12 protein-coding genes are annotated in these 18,137 nt (G+C 38.8%); 8 read left to right on the top strand and 4 right to left on the bottom strand.

Annotated features, from left to right (window positions below):
- Positions 1-63: 63 nt before the first annotated feature.
- A complete protein-coding gene (locus AC13EX_RS04710; RefSeq protein ID WP_482891755.1) occupies positions 64-1,071 on the bottom strand; it encodes a PorP/SprF family type IX secretion system membrane protein in 1,008 nt (335 codons plus the stop codon).
- 17 nt (positions 1,072-1,088) lie between these two features.
- Positions 1,089-6,776, bottom strand: coding sequence for a PKD domain-containing protein (locus tag AC13EX_RS04705; RefSeq protein WP_482891754.1), 5,688 nt, complete (start codon positions 6,774-6,776; stop codon positions 1,089-1,091).
- Positions 6,777-7,180: 404 nt separating this feature from the next.
- Between AC13EX_RS04705 and AC13EX_RS04700 the strand changes: the two genes are divergently transcribed.
- From AC13EX_RS04700 to AC13EX_RS04690, 3 genes are read left to right on the top strand one after another with little or no spacing between them, the layout of a single operon-like run.
- Positions 7,181-9,025, top strand: a complete 1,845-nt coding sequence (locus tag AC13EX_RS04700; protein WP_482891753.1) for a glycoside hydrolase family 2 protein — start codon at positions 7,181-7,183, stop codon at positions 9,023-9,025.
- On the top strand, positions 9,022-10,194 hold the full coding sequence (locus AC13EX_RS04695) for an aldose epimerase family protein (protein WP_482891752.1): 1,173 nt from the start codon (positions 9,022-9,024) through the stop codon (positions 10,192-10,194). The genes AC13EX_RS04700 and AC13EX_RS04695 overlap by 4 nt, the downstream gene beginning before the upstream one ends.
- 4 nt (positions 10,195-10,198) lie before the next feature.
- The gene (locus AC13EX_RS04690; protein WP_482891751.1) at positions 10,199-11,221 is read left to right on the top strand and encodes an SMP-30/gluconolactonase/LRE family protein; all 1,023 of its coding nucleotides are present in this window, start codon (positions 10,199-10,201) and stop codon (positions 11,219-11,221) included.
- 260 nt (positions 11,222-11,481) lie between these two features.
- Here AC13EX_RS04690 and AC13EX_RS04685 read toward each other — a convergent pair whose 3' ends face one another.
- Positions 11,482-12,624 (bottom strand): geranylgeranyl reductase family protein, encoded by a 1,143-nt coding sequence (locus tag AC13EX_RS04685; protein ID WP_482891750.1) that lies wholly within the window; start codon positions 12,622-12,624, stop codon positions 11,482-11,484.
- Positions 12,625-12,633: 9 nt separating this feature from the next.
- Positions 12,634-12,990, bottom strand: coding sequence for a hypothetical protein (locus AC13EX_RS04680; protein ID WP_048643469.1), 357 nt, complete (start codon positions 12,988-12,990; stop codon positions 12,634-12,636).
- Positions 12,991-13,435: 445 nt separating this feature from the next.
- Between AC13EX_RS04680 and AC13EX_RS04675 the strand changes: the two genes are divergently transcribed.
- The 5 genes from AC13EX_RS04675 to AC13EX_RS04655 all read left to right on the top strand — a co-directional run bounded on the left by AC13EX_RS04675 (position 13,436) and on the right by AC13EX_RS04655 (position 17,820).
- A complete protein-coding gene (locus AC13EX_RS04675) occupies positions 13,436-14,137 on the top strand; it encodes an orotidine 5'-phosphate decarboxylase / HUMPS family protein (RefSeq protein ID WP_048643470.1) in 702 nt (233 codons plus the stop codon).
- Positions 14,138-14,154: 17 nt separating this feature from the next.
- The gene (locus tag AC13EX_RS04670) at positions 14,155-15,180 is read left to right on the top strand and encodes a zinc-binding dehydrogenase (protein ID WP_482891749.1); all 1,026 of its coding nucleotides are present in this window, start codon (positions 14,155-14,157) and stop codon (positions 15,178-15,180) included.
- Positions 15,181-15,182: 2 nt separating this feature from the next.
- Positions 15,183-15,974, top strand: coding sequence for an SDR family NAD(P)-dependent oxidoreductase (locus tag AC13EX_RS04665; protein WP_048643472.1), 792 nt, complete (start codon positions 15,183-15,185; stop codon positions 15,972-15,974).
- 22 nt (positions 15,975-15,996) lie between these two features.
- Entirely contained in the window at positions 15,997-16,884 is an 888-nt protein-coding gene (locus AC13EX_RS04660; RefSeq protein WP_048644647.1) for a sugar phosphate isomerase/epimerase family protein, read from the top strand.
- A gap of 63 nt (positions 16,885-16,947) precedes the next feature.
- Positions 16,948-17,820 (top strand): SMP-30/gluconolactonase/LRE family protein, encoded by an 873-nt coding sequence (locus tag AC13EX_RS04655; RefSeq protein WP_482891748.1) that lies wholly within the window; start codon positions 16,948-16,950, stop codon positions 17,818-17,820.
- Positions 17,821-18,137: the final 317 nt, after the last annotated feature.

The following is an 18,137-nucleotide window of genomic DNA, read 5'->3' as shown; positions in this document are numbered from 1 at the left end:
CTTTTTAAACTAATTAACTATAAGATTGTAGATTTGTCAAATGGACCTATTTTTACCATGCTTTCAATTCCTTCTTCCATTGCTGGTAGGACAGGGAAGAATGGTTTGCATAAACTTTTTTCTTCTTAAGTCTGTAAAATAAATGGATACCTCATGGGAGACATGAGCAGGACTGCTAAATTTATTTAGCATATAATCATAACTATAAGCCATAGTTATACCACTTAATAAACTAAATCCTAAAACTGCATTGATGGAGTTTTGATCTGGCAATTCATTGAATCTGGTTATATTTCTGAATCCCAGACCTCCAATAAAATTTTCGACCTGTACTTGAGGTATTACTTCTATTTGCTGAAAAGTTCCTTGTCTTTTGTAATTGAAAGAGATTGAAAGTACTTTTCGCATCTCTCCGGATTTAAACATTCTCCTGTCCAAGTTTTTTACATAGCCTCCATGAACATCCCATTTTATAGGTAGATTATTCCCAATTCCATCCTCCAGAAAGCCGATGTTTGGACGGGAAACATGACTACTACTTAGTCCAAACCAAAAGTCAGGTAATTGAAGCAATGCACCAAATGCTATATCTGGATACCATTTACTATCTTCACCAGGTAAAAGGTCAATTGTGGCCGAGTTTACTGTCCTGTTCAGTAGATCTATTTGGTCACCAAAAACCATTTCTTGCAAGGTTAGGCTTCTATTTACCAGCCCCAATTGCCCACCAAAGCGAAGAAAGCTTTCATTGTTAAGTAGGAGTTTATAAGAAATATAACCTGCAATATCAGTAGACCTTATGTTTAGTAAAGATTCTGAAAACTGGGATGCTGAAAAGCCAAAACCAACATTTGTCTCATCTACGAAATTGTCATAATAAATTCCTGAAGCATTGAAATCGTAACCCAATCCAGGCCATTGCTTCCTGTAATTGATGCCAATTCTCGTCGTTTCCATGGCTCCAGCAAAAGCGGGACTTAGATTAAGTGGCGCTGCATAGAACTGCGTAAATTGAAAATCCTGCGCCTTTAAACCGATAGGATCGGATAAAAAACAGGTGATAAATAGCATTATGAATTTAATATTTCTCATTCCAAAAGCATGAATGCACCGGTGTTACTAAAATTCCTTCCGTCTGCTGTGGTATATTTTAATTTATAAACATAATTGCCAGGACTTGCTTTTTGTCCTCTAAATGTGCCATCCCATCCTGGATCCTTTAGGTCTTTCGACTGGTACAAGATTTCTCCCCAAGTATTCATAATAATGAAAACAAGGCTATTTATATTTAGGAATTTAGGGAAGAAAAAATCATTGAGTCCATCTCCATTTGGGCTGAAAACATTTGGTGTTTTTAGAAAAAAGTCTGTGATCTTTATTTGAAAGGAGCTACTTGTCTCACAACCCCAAATATCGGTACCTACCAAAGTGACAATATAGGTTCCTGGCTTGGTATAACGATAAACGGGAGATTCTTCCAAGGAACTGTTTCCATCACCAAAATCCCAATAGTATAAACCAATATTTCCATTGCTCTTATTGATAAACTGAACGTCAAAGTTAACTAGGTTTTCTCCATACAAAGGAAATGCTTCAGATAAGTATTCTCCTTTGATTAGAACGATGTTGTTTTGGACAGCAAAACTTTTGGTCTGTATGCATCCATTTCCATCAGTAACTGTGACCTGGTAATTTCCGGGGGCATTGGCTTCCATCCGATAACCGTTATCGAATACTTCTCCACTGCTCCACTGTATGGAATAGGGTGCTACACCTCCATCAATACTTAGCTCAAAAATTTCTAATATTTCTCTGGGCTCACACTGTGAAGTAGTCTTGTTTGAAAGACTTATCGATATCGGGTCAGGTCTTTTGACTTCAAAGGTTTGGCTAACAAAACATCCCGATTGATCTGTTATGTCTACTGAATAGCTACCATTGGTAAGGTTGTATATTGAAGTGCTACTTTCTCCATTGCTCCAATTATAGTTATAAGGAGGTCTGCCACCGGACACCATAAGTGAAATCTCACCACTTTGACCATTACTGCAAGAAGTAGCATCTTGCACTAGTCCTACTGCTACTAGAAGTTCAGGTTCGATTAAATTAAATGTTCTTTCGATTGTACAGTTGCTGGCATCTTTTAGGTATACCTTATAAACCCCCGGTGCAAGATTGTATAGGGAAGATTGCTCTGGACCATGTTCCCAGGTGGCCGTTATAGGTGCTTTACCTCCTTCGAGGTTCAGTAAAATACTTCCATCTGTGGCACCAAAACAAGAAACAGGATTGACAACAGGATCTATTTTGAATATAGGAACTTCCTCTATGGTAGTTTCTTTTATCACTGTACATCCATTCGCATCGGTAACCGTGACCTGATAAAAGCCTGGACCAATTCCCTCAAACGAACTTTGGGTTGCTCCTGTATTCCAATTGATTTTGTAAGGCTTAACACCGCCTGTAATGTCTATAGAAAGGTTGGCATCATTGGCATTATAGCAAGATACTTCCGTTTGTTCCATCAATACTTCCAATGGGGCATTGGGTTCGGAAATAGTGATGGCTGAACTGATGATTTGACAACCATTGGCATCAGTGACAGCTACTTCGTAAGTACCTGAAAAAAGTTCATCAGAACTTGGGGTATCAAGTGCCATAGGAACACCATCCTTGGTCCAATGGAAATTATAAGTTCCTGCTGCTCCTCCTTCAACCAGCAAAGCTATACTACCGGTAGCAGCGCCATAACAGGAAATATTTGATTTTTCAACCTTTGTGATAGAAAGTGGGTCAGGTTCCCTTATGTTAAATTCTTCGCTTACTTTACAACCGTTTTCATCTCTAACAGTCACACTGTATTTCCCTGGAGAAAGAGCTTCTAGACTTGAAGCATTAGAAGTAAATCCATTTGGGCCAGTCCACTCAATACTATAATTCCCACTACCACCTGTAGGGTTCAATTCTATATGACCATCATTAGACCCATAGCAACTGATTTCATATCCATTTGTGATTGCTAATTTGGAATTAATTAATAATGGTTTGGGTTCGGTAATACTTATAATTTCAGTGAATGCTTCACAACCATTTTGATCCACAATAGTAAGGTGATAATCACCAGGTATTAAATTCTTGATAGAAGGACTGTTTGAGGAGAAATTCTCTGGACCTGACCAATCAAATTTATTGTTTCCGGAACCTCCTGAAATGGATACATCAATCCAAGCATCGGCAGCTTCGAAACAACTGATATTATATCCGTTGAAGGAAGAAACTTTAACTTCATCAATTTTCAACCCTGATAGCGGTTGGGTAATTTCTAAATTTGTAATTTCCTTGAAACAATCGTTGGCATCTCTTACTGTAATCATATATTTACCTGCAGCAAGATTTGTAAAAAACCAATTGCTTTCTGAGGTAAGGGGAGATGTATTAATGATCTCACCACCTTCTTTCGATAACTCATACCTGTATGGGCCAGCCGAAGTCCGGGTAATAGAAGCAGCCAATACTCCAGTCTCTTGGCCGAAGCAGGAAACATGTACTTTTTCATTTGTCAGTTCTTCTATTTCTAATCCCTGGGGTTCTGTAAGGGTATAGCTTTTGTTGATTTCACAACCGTTGGCGTCAGTTATATTGACATGGTAAATACCCGGAAAAATATTTTTTAAACTGTCAGAATCAGAAATGAAACCGTCAGGTCCATTCCATTGGATTTGGCTTGTTCCAGATCCTCCTGTAATGTCTAGGTAAATAAACCCTTCATTGCCTCCATTACAATGAACTCCAAATCCACTATAGTTAGAAACATTGTCCAGCAGGGTTAAAGGAGCAGGTTCATTTAAGTCAAAATCACTGCTGATAGTACAACCATTGTCATCGGTGACTATAACTTGGTATTTTCCGGCTTTCAGGCCTTCAAGATTTGATTCGGCAGAAGTAAAGCCATTAGGTCCTGTCCACCTATAAGATAAATCCCCTTGATTTCCTGTAATAACAAATGAAATCGAACCATTCATTCCTCCTGCACATGATACTTCATATCCATTAAATTGGGAAAGCTCCAGGTCTGTGAGTTGAAGGCCAGTTTCAGGCTGCTCTACTAAAATATCGTCAAGTCTTTTGATACAACCATTGGCATCTTCTACTGTTACCCAGTAAAGGTTACTCGGAAGGTTGTCAAATGTATAAGCATCATTGTTGAAATTTGAAACTGTTCGTGTTGTTTGCAATTCACCCATTATCCCCAAAGAGAGGGTAAAAGGAGCCAATGAAGGTTGGTCTATATTAATTGTGAAAGCACCATTGCTTTCTCCAAAACAAGCCACTGGCACCCGCAGATCGATTGCTTCAGATAAGATTAATTCATTGGGTTCAGAGATTTTATAGGTTGCTTCTATACTTGCCCCGTTTTCATCCGCTAATTCAAGGGAATAATAGCCAGCAGTAAGGTTTTCAAGGAAACTATCGGTAGAATTAAAGCCATTAGGTCCAGTCCAGTTATAGGTATAAATACCGGTACCACCAGAAGGGTTTGGTTTTATAACTCCTCTAGCTGTACCAAAGCAACTTATTTGGTAGCCATTGACCTCAGGGATGTTTGGGGTTAGGGTTAAAGGAGGAGGGGCATTTAAAATTATTGAAGAAAGTCGAGCAGTACAATTGTTATCATCAGTTACGATAAACTGATATTCTCCAGGGCCAAGGTTGCTGATATCCTTGGTAGAGGCTTCAAAGCCATTCGGTCCGGTCCAGTAATAGTCATAGTTACCTTCTCCGCCAGTGATATCAAGGGAAATGTTACCATCATTTGCCTCCGGAAAAGATACTTCAAAACCATTATAATTTGAAATAATCGTGTCCTGTATAAGTAAACCTGTTTCTGGTTGATCAATTAAAATACCTTCCAGAAGAAAATCACAGCCTTTGTTATCTTCAATTCTAAAATCGTAAAGGCCTCCTTTTAAATTTGAAAAATAGATGGTATCTGAGGCTATGTTATTTTCAGGGCCGAAAACTTTCAAAAGTGTTCCGTCTTTGAAAACTTCTATGGAGAACGGAGTTGGGGTATTCTCATACAATTTGATCGCAATGGTCCCAGTTTCTTCTCCAAAACACCTAACATCTTGCCTGAGCCCAGGAAGTTCAGTTAAAGTCAATGGAGTTGGCTCACTAATGGTGTAGTTTTTGGCCAAAAAACAGCCATTTTGATCTGTAATTAAAACAGCATATTCTCCAGGGCTTAATTGTTGTTTAGAAAAATCATCTTCACCGGAATTTTTTGGTAAAACCACCAACTCAGCAGGCTCAGGGGAGTTTTCATTCTCAAAGTTGCCTGTAAACCAATCAACCGTATATTGAGGAGTACCTCCTTCTGGGCTAATGGTAATACTTCCATCAGCCACTCCATTGCAAGATACATTTTGTAAAGTTTCAGTAATGGTTAATGGATCCGGTCCTTCAACTGTTATCCATGATGTGGTTTTTTCGCATTGGAGTGGTGCTGCACCTGCGATCTCGAATAGTCGTCCTTTGTCTTGAATTTTAGCATAATAATTACCCGGAGCTAAGTGGTTAATTTTACTCTCCACACCTATAATTGCTCCTCCAAGAGTTACGAATGAATTGCTTACATCATCAACCTCATTTTCCTGCTCATCGAACCAGACAATATCATAATTTGTCCATTCTTTACGATGATTACCCGCAAAAGGCGATGACCAACCTCCTTTTATAAGTAAACTGATCTCTCCATTATTGTCACCATAACAAGTCACGTGATTTACAGTTTCTACAGCTTCAATTGGTTCTGGAATAATAATTTCAAAACTTTCCCTACCATTACATTGAAACCGATCTTCAATTTCTAGGGTGTAAGTTCCAGGCTCCATGTCTTTGGCCTGTATTACTACAAAACCATCTGAGTCGGAAATGACTTCAAAGTCCGTAGGTTTTTCCTTTCCTTCACTGTCAATAATAATAAAATTATTTACTGGAAGTGTGGCATTGAAGATAATGAACTCTACTAGACCCGTTTTGTCTTCGGGGCAAAGCAGTCCTGCGAAGTTTAATTCAAAATCCAGAGAATAGGCTTGGCCTAAAGGGCCTGCACTTCTTAAATATTCCCTTCCCAAATTGTCTATAGCATAAATTTGGTATTCTATTTCTCTATTTAATTCAAAATCCTGTCCAAAGTTTACAGTTGCTGAAGTCTGGAAAGGAGCAGTATTGTTTACACTGATTACTGAAATTGTATCTCCGACCTCATCAATCAATTTAAATGTAAATGGAAAAGATTCTTCGTACCGTTGACTTGGCTTATACGCACTTAGGGTAAGAGAAATAATGCCTTTACAGCTATTTTCTGAATAAGCCAAAGGTAAAGTAGGAGGAATGACAAGTACTTTGAAGGGATAAACTTCGCTGAGATCTACCCCATCGGTAATTTGAACGTTAACAATAATCTCTTTGCCTTTTGCTTCCCAATTTTCTTCGTATTGGATAGTGGGGGAAATTGTTTGTCCGGTAAAGCTATATCCTGTTCCACCTTTTATTTCCAGACTAAGATTAGACTTGTCACCAGCATAAGTGACAGATAGCATTTCCAAAGTAATGGTTAAATCACCATTGAATTTAACCTGCGTGTCAATTTGATCTTCAATAGTTATGGAGGCAAAAGGAGATATTAATTCCCCTTTAATTTCAAAAATTTGAGATCCAAATATTAAAAATAAAATGATACTGGGTAATATATATTTACTAATTATTTTCAACTGTTTTAACAAAGAGTATTTAAAAAAAAATAATTTTAAAAATGCCTAAACCAAAGCAGAAATTATCTGATTTTAATCTTAAACAATACGTAAAAATAGGGAATAGAAATTTAATAAGTAACTGAATTATAAATTATTATGACATCAATAGAGCGGTTTGATGGCTGTGGAAAATTGAAAAATTTGCGTTAAAAATTAGAAAATTCATTATTCATATTTTCAATTCCTTTTTTACCAGTATCAAATGAAAATGGCGAGTAAGAGAAATGATGATAGTTGGCAAATATTATTTTTTGGATTTCAAAAAAATTATAGCCTATTTGATTTAATTTTTTAATATTTTCGCTTAATTCCTTTTATTTAAAGTCAATTGGAAACCTTATTTCCTACAATAATTAAAGCCCATGATAAAAAAAATAACCTATTGGATTGCAGTATTTTTCATTGTTGTTCCAGCCTTTAGCCAGCAAGGTGGTTGGCAACCTGTTGAAGATAAAATTTTGTCAAAATGGGCAATGGATATTAATCCAAGTGCTCCATTACCCGAATATCCTCGACCTCAGATGACCAGAGAAAACTGGTTCAATTTAAATGGACTTTGGCAATATGCTATTGTCGATAAAGGTACAGTTCAACCATCCAGTTTTCAAGGAGAAATTTTAGTTCCTTATGCTATAGAATCTGCACTATCAGGTGTGGGTAAAACTGTGGGTAAGGACAAGGAACTTTGGTACCAAAGAGAATTTGAAGTGGACCGGTCCATGAAGAAAGGTGATTTATTGCTCCATTTTGGAGCGGTGGATTGGGAAGCAGAAGTATTTGTCAATGGTAAGCGTGTTGGAATTCATCAGGGTGGCTACGATCCTTTCTTTTTTGAAATCAGTGGTGCCTTGGTTTCTGGAAAAAAGCAACAATTAACAGTTAGGGTTTGGGACCCGACTGATGATGGACCTCAACCACGTGGTAAACAAGTAAATAAACCTCATGCCATTTGGTACACACCGGTTACTGGAATTTGGCAGACTGTTTGGTTGGAGGCTGTTCCTAATCAATACATTTCCTCTATTAGAAATACCCCTGATTTAGACAATAAGCAAATTACAGTTCAAGCTGAGGTTATGAATCCTGAGCCGGGCCAAATGGTTAGTGTAAGTTTAATGGCAAATGGGGAGCTATTGGCAGAAGAGAAAGTGCCTGCCGGTAAAGAAGCTACTTTTACCATCAGTAATCCAAATATTTGGGGACCTCAAAATCCTTTTCTTTACGATATTGAAGCCCGTTTGCTGGAAGGTAGAAAACTCGTGGATGCAGTAAAGAGCTATACTGCCATGAGGAAAATCAGCATGCTTCCTGATGAGAATGGTAACCAACGATTACTTTTAAACGATAAATTTTTGTTTCAATATGGTCCATTGGATCAGGGATGGTGGCCTGATGGTTTGTACACGGCGCCTACCGAAGAAGCTTTGGTTTTTGATATAGACAAAACAAAAGATATGGGCTTTAACATGATAAGAAAGCATGTGAAAGTTGAACCAGCAAGGTGGTACTACCATTGTGATAAAATAGGAATGCTTGTATGGCAGGATATGCCAAGCGGGGACATGGGCAATAGGTGGGAGTCCAGGCCTGGAGTGTTGGGGAAAGGTACGGAAAAGAATAGAACTCCGGAATCCATCGCTATCTTTAAAAAGGAGTGGAAGGCTATTATGGATGCCAATTATAACTTTCCTTCCATAGTGGTTTGGGTGCCATTTAATGAAGCATGGGGGCAATTCAATACAGAGGAAATCGTGAATTGGACAGTGGATTATGACCCAAGCAGGATGGTCAATGGAGCTAGTGGAGGTAATTATACCCTTGAAGGTCAAATCATGGACATGCACAATTATCCAGATCCAGTCATGCCTGACCCTAAAATTTGGGGTAAGAAGCAGATCTTAGTCTTAGGGGAATACGGTGGTTTAGGTCTGCCTATAGAAGGGCATACTTGGCAAGAAAAAGACAATTGGGGATACCAAAGTTTTGAAGATCAAGCTGCTTTGAAAAAAAGGTACAGCAAATTAATCATGGACTTAAAGCCGCTTTTGCCAATGGGCTTATCAGCCGCTATCTACACACAAACTACCGATGTGGAAATAGAAACCAATGGGTTGATGACCTATGACAGAAAAGTAATTAAATTAGACCCTCAGTTTTTAAAGCAATTGCATGAGGAATTGTACAATATTAAAATCCCTATGAAATGAAAACCTCACCTTTATTGGCCCTCTTGGTATCAGGAATGGTTATGGCTTGTGGGCAGAACACCAAAGAGCAAGCTGAGAATGAACAAAAAATAGAAACCAAATTTTTAACAGCAATGGAAGATTCAGCATTTGAGAAGAATATAAATGGTAAAGAAGTAAAGTTATACCACCTTACCAATAAAAATGGTATGGAAATGACCGTTACCAATTTTGGCGCGAGAGTCGTAGAACTTTTTGCCCCGGATAAAAACGGAAAGTTTGAAGATGTGGTATTGGGATACGATAATTTGGATGAGTACATCAATACCCCAGGAGGATACTATGGTGCTCCTATCGGAAGGTATGGCAATAGGATAGCAGGGGCGAAATTCACCCTTGATGGTAAAACGTATCCTTTGGAAGCCAACAATGGTCCTAACAACCTTCATGGAGCCCCTGGTGGTTATCATAAGGTAGTTTGGGAGGTTTTGGAAGCTACGGATCAGAAACTGGCCATGAAGTATGTGTCACCTGATGGAGAAGCAGGCTTTCCTGGTGAACTTACGGTTTATATGGATTATTATCTGACAGATGACAATGAGTTTAAGATTACCTACAAGGCGACTACAGACAAGCCTACAATAGTAAATCTTACGCACCATTCCTTCTTTAATCTTAATGGTCATGGAGAGGGGAATGTGAGGAATCATATGCTTCAACTCAATGCGGATCATTTTACGCCAGTTGATGATACCCTTATTCCTTTGGGTGATATCAAGCCGGTAAAAGGTACTCCATTTGATTTTAGCGAACCGCATCTAATTGGAGAGCGAATTGATGACGACAATGAACAACTTAAAAAAGGTGGTGGATACGATCACAATTGGGTTATCAATCGTGAGGAAGGAAATAAAGAAACCATTAAAACTGCAGCTGTTTGGGTGCCTGAAAATGGTCGTAAAATGGAGGTGTTTACTGATCAGCCAGGAGTTCAGGTGTATACTGGTAATTTTATGAACGGAGGGGGAGCTTCCAAAGCTGGTAAATCCTATGGAAAACAAGGTGCGATCTGTTTGGAAACGCAACATTACCCAGACTCTCCAAACCAACCTTCGTTCCCATCTGTAACAGTGAAACCTGGAGATACCTATACACATGAGTGTATTTATAAATTTTCAGTGATCAAATGAGCTCATGAAAGCACCTCTTAATTCAAGTTTCTTTTTCATTTCAACCCTTGTGCTTTTATCTTGTAGTGAAAAGAAAACCGAGGACGATAATAATGCCTATTTGCCCATAGAGGTCATTATGGAAAATGATGCACTCAATGAGATAATTGCACCTGGGATAAAAGCAAGGATAATTGGATCTGGTTATGAATGGACAGAAGGTCCTTTATGGTTGGAAAAGGAACAGATGTTATTGTTTTCAGAAATACCTGCCAATAATGTGCATTCATGGAAGGAGGTGGGCGAACCGGAACTTTACTTACATCCGGCAGGCTTAACCTCAAATGATACCAGAGGTGGGGAAGTAGGTTCCAATGGTTTACTTCTAGATCCAAACGGAAATTTGGTTTTATGCCAACATGGGGACAGGCGTTTAGCTAGAATGAATGCCCCAATTGATGCTCCTGAGCCAAACTATGAAACGGTTATAGGTGATTTTGAAGGTAAACCCTTCAATAGTCCAAACGATGCCATTTATGATTCCCAGGGGAATCTTTACCTTACTGATCCAGCCTATGGACTGGAATTCAGGATGGAAGACCCTAAAAAGGCCATCGATTTTCAAGGTGTTTACAGGTATACCAAGAAGGGACAATTGGAATTGTTACTTGATAGTATTTCCCGACCCAATGGTATTGCCCTGACTCAAGATGAAAAGCATTTACTCATAGCCAATTCTGATCCAGAAAAACCCTATTGGTATATATATGAATTGGATGGGGAGAATGGGCTAAAAAATGGAAAGGTTTTTTATGATGCAAGTTCTGTTCAGGCAAATGAACCTGGGTTACCAGATGGTTTAAAGATAAAAAAGGACGGTACTGTCATTGCCTCAGGGCCAGGTGGTCTTTGGATTTTTGATTCAAATGGCCTTTTGCTAGGTAGGTTAAAATTAGATGAATTGGTATCTAATGTAGCTTTAAATGAAAATGAAGACCTTTTGTTCCTTACCGCAGACAGCTACGTACTTAGTATTCCATTGAAATAATGTAATAAGAAGATTTAGTAATTAAGCTTAAGCCGTGTTTCCTGCTGTTAAACCCGAAATATGCAATAGACAATCTATTACGTGTTGTAATCGCTTCAAAATCAACCACTTTGTTGCTGTTTCTATTTCACCATAGCAGTGCTATGCTAAAATCTCCAAACAGCCTGATTTTCTTGCGATTGCAACACTTCCCGTAAACACGGGACAGGCTTCACCCCTGACCATTGTCAGGTCGGAGAAAGCCTATTACATAATCCGGGTTAAATGTATTTCAGCAAGGGAACACGGCTTTTAATTTTATTTTTGAGGTCATCAGGGAAAGCTTTTTTACCCATAAAAATATCTGTTAATATTTCGCAGCCTTTCTGACCATATTTTTTGAGTAACATGTTGCGAATTGCAGGTTGAGCATAACAAATAAATGCGATGAATGAGGAACTACCTAGATCAGACAAGATTTGTTTGTCTAGTAGCCCTTGGTAAGCATTTGATGCAGCAACCTCGTCCTGAAAGTTTTCTACAATGGCCAAAGCCGCCAATTCACCTGAAAGCAAGGCAGTGGAAATGCCCTCTGCTGTTAATGGATCTGCAAACCCTGCCGCATCTCCCGTAAGGAATACCCTGTTTTTAGAAAAGCCATCCTTTCTTTGTCCCACAGGAATCTGAAAACCATGAGCCTCTGAAGAGATTATTTCCTTTAAACCCAATTTATCAAGATAGGCATAGTAGTATTTTTTCAGGTCAATCTTTTGCTTTTTCAGTGTACAAACCCCTAAGGAAAGATGTCCAGTCTTTGGAAAGCACCATGCATAACCATCTGGCACAGCATCCACGTCAAAACGGACCTTTTTGGATAACCTATTATAATCTGCCTCAGGAACAACAACTTCATATTCTAAAGCTGGAATCAGTTTCCTGCTTTCCTTCCATCCTCCCATTTTAGCCGTATTGCTAAGCACTCCATCGGCACCTATAAGGTATTGGCATTGAATATTACCTTCAGAGGTACTCAATAATAGTCCTTGCGCTGTTCTTTCCAAGCCGAGCGCCGTTGTGTTTTCCAATAGATTTGCTCCCTTTTCCAATGCCTTTTTGACCAAAAACTGATCAAAACTATCTCTCATGACCATTGAAATTATGGGTTCTTTTCTTTTAGCAGTGAAAAAGTAGGAGGAGTTTTCAAAAAACACTTCTAGTTCACGGTATTCTTTTTCTACAACCTCATCTATTAGGAAAGGTAAACGTGTTCTACCTCTATGTACCAGCCCTCCACCGCAGGTTTTATACCTGGGAAGTTTTTCTTTTTCAATTATTATAACACTTTTACCCATTTCAGCTGCTATATAGGCAGACATGGCACCAGAGGGTCCTGATCCAATTATAGCAATGTCATATTTTTTCATTGATATTTATTATAAATCATCTGGTTCTCTTTCTGGAATATCTGGTCCGGATAAAATTAGTTGGCCTTCTTCAGGCTTAAAATCATAGCTTAGCTTGATATTTTCCAGATCAGTTTCATTGATATTTAAGCAGGCATTGTAATAACTTTTATTAAACCCTAATGAGACATTCCCAGATTTTAAATTGGCAGAAGTTAATGGTTCTATCAGTTGAATGTTTTCGGCCAATGCCCCATCAAGTTTGGTGTAGAGGCTTAGGAATATTTCTAGCTCATTCTTTTTTTCCTCTAAAACGCAAGAAAGAGCGGATCTGAAATCTTTAGCCTTCTTTATGTTTTCACTTTTAAAAACCCATTTTTCTTGCATTTAAGTATTAATTTTTGTGTAACAAATGTAACTGGAAAACCTTTGATTTATAGAATAGCCCTTTCATGATAAATTGACGTAATTCTATTGAAAATAACAGTACGGATCAAAAATAATTAATTAAATTTAAACTGAATAAATAAATCTTAATCCCCAGAAAATAACTAAATAAGCCACAGTTTTTTAATCTGGATTATGTAAATAAGTTTTAAGTTTTAGTTAGTAATAGCTAGATGTCAGGTGATTTTCAATTAAAAATTCGGGTTGTAAATTAAAAAATTGACTAAATGACTGGTCGAATTATCATCTATTGATGTTTGTTTAAATGGGCCAATGCAAAAAAAGGTAAAGAATATTGCAAAATTAATCCCATTTTATAAATCGATTAACCAAAATAATTTTAATAATAATCAATTAATATTTCAAATAAAATAACCATAAGCAAATGAAACCAATTGTTCAAATTAGTTTAGACCTTACCAATATAGACGAAGCGCTTGAAACAGCTGCACTAGCCATGAGAGCTGGAGTAGATTGGCTTGAAGCAGGCACACCTTTAATCCTTGCTGAAGGTCTTCATGGAGTAAGAAAACTCAGAGAAGCATTTCCAAATACGCCAATTGTAGCAGATTTGAAAACAATGGACGGTGGTTATCTAGAAGCAGAAATGATGGCGAAAGCCGGTGCTACACATGTAGTGGTAATGGCTAGAGCACATGAAGAAACGATAAAATGTGTTGTTCAAGCTGGTAAAGACCATGGAGCAAAAGTGATGGGTGACAATTTGGGTTGTCCGGATATGGTGGCAGGAGCCAAATTTCTTGAAGACCTGGGATGTGACTACATCGTTCACCATATTGGCTATGACGAAAGGAGAGGAATTGCGGCCCAAGGTAAACGTATGCCTAGCCCTCTTGACCAATTGAAAGAAATCGTAGCAGCAGTAGATGTACCTGTACAAGCTGTTGGTGGTTTAAGCCTTGAGCAAGCCATATCTACGCCAAAATATGGCGCCCCTCTAGTAGTTCTTGGTGCACCACTAACCATTGATGCTGATGCTTTTAAAACTGCAGATGGTGATTTGGAAGCCTCATTAAGGAAAATTTGTGATGCGATCCATGCTTATGGTGACATTAAAATAAAATAATTATAAATCCAATTGAAATGAAAGCAGCAGCAGTAGTGAATTATGCGGAAGCCAAAGGATCCGTAGAAATAAGAGAAATCGAGCAACCAGAGATAGGTGAAGGAGAAGTATTATTGGAGGTTGCCAATGTAGGTGTATGTGGTAGTGATTTGCATCAATGGACTTCCGATCACAGTTGGCCAGTTAATTATCCTGTCGTTTTAGGACATGAGTTTGGAGGTAAAATCATCGAAGTAGGCCCAAGGGTAGATGGTTGGAAAGTTGGTGACAGAGTAGTAAGTGAGACGGCTGCCGTGATTGATCCTTTGAACCCAATGAGTCGTATTGGACTTTATAACCTAGATCCAACAAGAAAAGGTTTTGGATATGGAGTTAATGGAGCGATGACTAAATATGTGAAGGTTCCTTCCCGTTGTCTTCACACTGTGCCTGAGCAAGTTCCTTTCGAGGAAGCATGTTTGACAGAGCCTTGTTGTGTAGCTTATAGCGCTGTAGTTGTTAATTCCAATATCAAACCTGGAGACAGAGTTTTGGTAATTGGACCTGGTACCATAGGTATGTTATGTGCTGTTATGGCCAAAATTAACGGAGCAGAAGTAGCTGTAGTTGGTCTAGAAGCTGATAGAGGACGATTGGAAATAGCCAAAGGTTACGGTTGTGAAGCGATCATTGGTGATGCCACAGAATGGGCTAGAGAAAGAGATGGCTTAGGAGCAGATTTAATTATAGATGCTGCTGGTGCAAGTGCCACCCTTAAAATTGCCATGAGCTTAGTAAGACCTAATGGTCAAATAACTAAGGTTGGTTGGGGACCTCAACCTTGTAATTTCTCTTTGGATCCTATAGTACAGAAAAATGTACGTCTACAGGGAAGCTTTAGCCATAATTGGCCTATCTGGGAGAAGGTTATTGGTATGATGGGTTCTGGAATATTGGACGTTAAACCAATAATTGGAGGCGTTTGGCCTGTTACTTCCTGGTTAGAGGCTTTTGAGAAAATGCACCATGGTGAGGTGGTAAAAAGTGTATTGAAACCTGTATAATCATGCGCTTAAAGGACAAAGTAATTATCGTAACTGGTAGTACTACTGGTATTGGAAAAGCAATTGCCCTTCGGTGCGCAAAAGAAGGTGCAAAATTGGTTATCCATGGTCTTGAAGAAGATTGGGGTAAAGAAGTTGTTGCTACAATAGGTGCATCTCAAGCGGTACTTCATATTGAAGACTTGCAAAAAGAAGGTTGTGCCGAAAGGCTTGTCGAATTGGCAAAAAGCACCTTCGGCAAATTGGATGCCGTGGTAAATAATGCAGCATGGGTGGTCTCATCTGACCTGATGTCTGTGGATCGCCCATTTATGGAAAAAGTGCTTTCTATCAATACCATCGCCCCTCTGTTGTTAATTAAAGCCGCTTTAGGTGAACTTGAAGCAAACCGAGGGAATGTTTTGAATATTGGTTCTGTCAATGCCTGGAGTGGGGAGCCAAATTTATTGGCTTATAGCATTTCCAAAGGAGGACTAATGACCATGACCAGAAACCTTGGGGATAGCCTCTTTCGAGACAATGGAGTGCGTGTCAACCAGATAAATCCTGGCTGGGTTTTAACCGAAACAGAAAAGCAGCGTAAAAAAGAACATGGTCTTTCAGACAGGTGGTTTGAAGACCTGCCTAAAATGTATGCGCCAGCCGGTAGGATTATCGCTCCTGAAGAAATTGCAGCTGCAGCCATTTTCTGGTTGTCAGATGAATCAGGTCCCGTAAGTGGACAGGTTATGGAATTGGAGCAATATCCTTTGATTGGAAGAAATGCACCCAAAGACACGAGTACAATTAATTAATAAAAATATTGAAATTATAAATATGCCTAAATTAGCAGCATTTCCTAAAGCCTTTATGCAAGCCCTCTGTAAGGATGGAACAATGAAACTGGAAGAGTGGATCCAATTGGCCTCGACTTTAGAGGTGGAGGGATTGGAATGGTACGCAGGTTTTCTGGACATGGAAGACGAATCCAAATGGCCTACTTACAGAAAAATGGTGGAGGATACAGGTAAAAGCATCCCTATGATGTGTTGTTCTCCAGATTTTACCCATCCGGACAAAGCTTTTCGTGATAATGAAATTGCCAAGCAGAAACATTGGATCGACATGACACATATTCTTGGTGGATCTTACTGTAGGGTATTGTCTGGTCAAAAAAGACCTGAATTGACTTTGGACGAAGGTGTGAAACTTGCCGCCGATTCAATAATGGCTTGCATCCCTTACGCTGAGGAAAGAGGTATTACCTTGATACTTGAAAATCATTATAAAGATGATTTTTGGGAATATCCTGAATTTGCACAGCAAATGGACGTTTTCTGTAAATTGGTAGATAGCATCGACCACCCTAACTTTGGCGTTAACTATGATCCTAGCAATACTTTCCTTGCAGGAGAAGACCCAATCGAATTGTTGAAGCGTGTATCTAGCAGAGTGGTGACCATGCATGCAAGTGACAGGTACCTGAAATCAGGAACCATAGAAGATTTGAGAAAAGAAGAAGGCGGAGCTGTCGGGTATGCCAAAAGATTAAGCCATGGCGAAATAGGAAAAGGATTAAATGACTATGATGCCATTTTTACAGAATTAAAAAGAGTTGGCTTTGACAGTTGGATTAGTATAGAAGATGGTGTAGATGGAATGGATCAATTGGAGAGAAGTGTAGCATTTCTTCAGAAAAAGATTGCCGTTTATTGGCCTAAATAAATAATTTAATTTTCAAAAACCGTACAAATGGATCATTTGTACGGTTTTTAAACCTTTATTGATTTGGAAGCAAGTTTATTATTAAACGCAGAATGTGTTTTGGCCGAAAGTCCTACTTGGCTGGAAGATGAGGGATGTTACCTATGGGTAGATATTGAAAAAGGACATTTGTACCAATTGAAACCTGAAGTAAGTGGGGTGAAGAAATGGTCTTTTCCGCACAGGTTGACCTTGGTTGTACCGGATGGTAAAGGAAACCTTGTCTTGGCTTTGGATGCGAAACTTGCCCTATTTGATCCCAATACTGAGAAATTTGATTGGCTATGTGTTATTGAAAATGACAAGCCGGATAACCGTTGTAATGACGGTGCCTGTGACAGTGAAGGGAGACTTTGGGTAGGTACCATGAGTACAAAGTTCACCGATCATGCAGGAGCACTTTACTTGGTAGGGAAAGACCTTTCTGTTACTAAGAAAGTGGAGGACGTGTCCATTTCCAATGGGATTTGCTGGTCCTTGGACAATAAAACCATGTACTTTATTGACAGTCCAACACGGGAAATCAAAGCCTACGATTACAACTTGGCAACAGGTGATATCTCATTTAAAAATGTAGCCGTTGAAATTCCTGAATCTCTAGGAACACCCGATGGGATGTGTATGGATCAAAATGGAAAGCTTTGGGTTGCCCATTATGGAGGTTTCGGGGTTTATCAGTGGGATCCAGAAACAGGAGAGCAGTTGGATAAAATTAATGTACCTGCGCCAAATGTTACTTCATGTGCTTTTGGAGGTAAAGAAAGAAATCAGTTGTTAATTACCACTGCTCAGGAAAATATGACCGCTGAAATGCTAAAAAAATATCCTTTGAGCGGAGGGGTTTTTACTTGTGATATGGATGTTAAAGGAGCTCCAGTTTTTGGTGTGCGTTTTTAAAGCCAAACTAAAATTTACTTAAGAAATTTTCTTTTTTTGGAGTTATAATTAGTTACTAATAAAGATGTTCAAGGGCTGTTTCCCCCTTGAACATCTTTTTTTTCCTAAGCCAATTTAACCCGAAATATGCAATAGACAATCTATTACGTGCTGAAATCGCTTCAAAATACCCAATCGTTGCTGTTTTCAATTTCACCATAGCGGTGCTATGCTAAAATCTCCAAACAGCCTGATTTTCTTGCGATTGCAACACTTCCCATAAACACGGGACAGGCTATCACCCCTGACTATTGTCAGGACGGAGAAATCCTATTACA

The organism is Cyclobacterium sp. L-R (genome assembly GCF_056859355.1).
The sequence above is the reverse complement of the archived record's forward strand: the minus strand, read 5'-3'. Positions and strand labels throughout refer to the sequence as shown.

Excerpts from the sequence above, each read along its gene's own strand:
- AC13EX_RS04710 (WP_482891755.1), bottom strand. The coding sequence starts at position 1,071 with ATGCTATTTATCACCTGTTTTTTATCCGATCCTATCGGTTTAAAGGCG.
- AC13EX_RS04700 (WP_482891753.1), top strand. The coding sequence starts at position 7,181 with ATGATAAAAAAAATAACCTATTGGATTGCAGTATTTTTCATTGTTGTT.
- AC13EX_RS04695 (WP_482891752.1), top strand. The coding sequence starts at position 9,022 with ATGAAAACCTCACCTTTATTGGCCCTCTTGGTATCAGGAATGGTTATG.
- AC13EX_RS04690 (WP_482891751.1), top strand. The coding sequence starts at position 10,199 with ATGAAAGCACCTCTTAATTCAAGTTTCTTTTTCATTTCAACCCTTGTG.
- AC13EX_RS04685 (WP_482891750.1), bottom strand. The coding sequence starts at position 12,624 with ATGAAAAAATATGACATTGCTATAATTGGATCAGGACCCTCTGGTGCC.
- AC13EX_RS04680 (WP_048643469.1), bottom strand. The coding sequence starts at position 12,990 with ATGCAAGAAAAATGGGTTTTTAAAAGTGAAAACATAAAGAAGGCTAAA.
- AC13EX_RS04675 (WP_048643470.1), top strand. The coding sequence starts at position 13,436 with ATGAAACCAATTGTTCAAATTAGTTTAGACCTTACCAATATAGACGAA.
- AC13EX_RS04670 (WP_482891749.1), top strand. The coding sequence starts at position 14,155 with ATGAAAGCAGCAGCAGTAGTGAATTATGCGGAAGCCAAAGGATCCGTA.
- AC13EX_RS04665 (WP_048643472.1), top strand. The coding sequence starts at position 15,183 with ATGCGCTTAAAGGACAAAGTAATTATCGTAACTGGTAGTACTACTGGT.
- AC13EX_RS04660 (WP_048644647.1), top strand. The coding sequence starts at position 15,997 with ATGCCTAAATTAGCAGCATTTCCTAAAGCCTTTATGCAAGCCCTCTGT.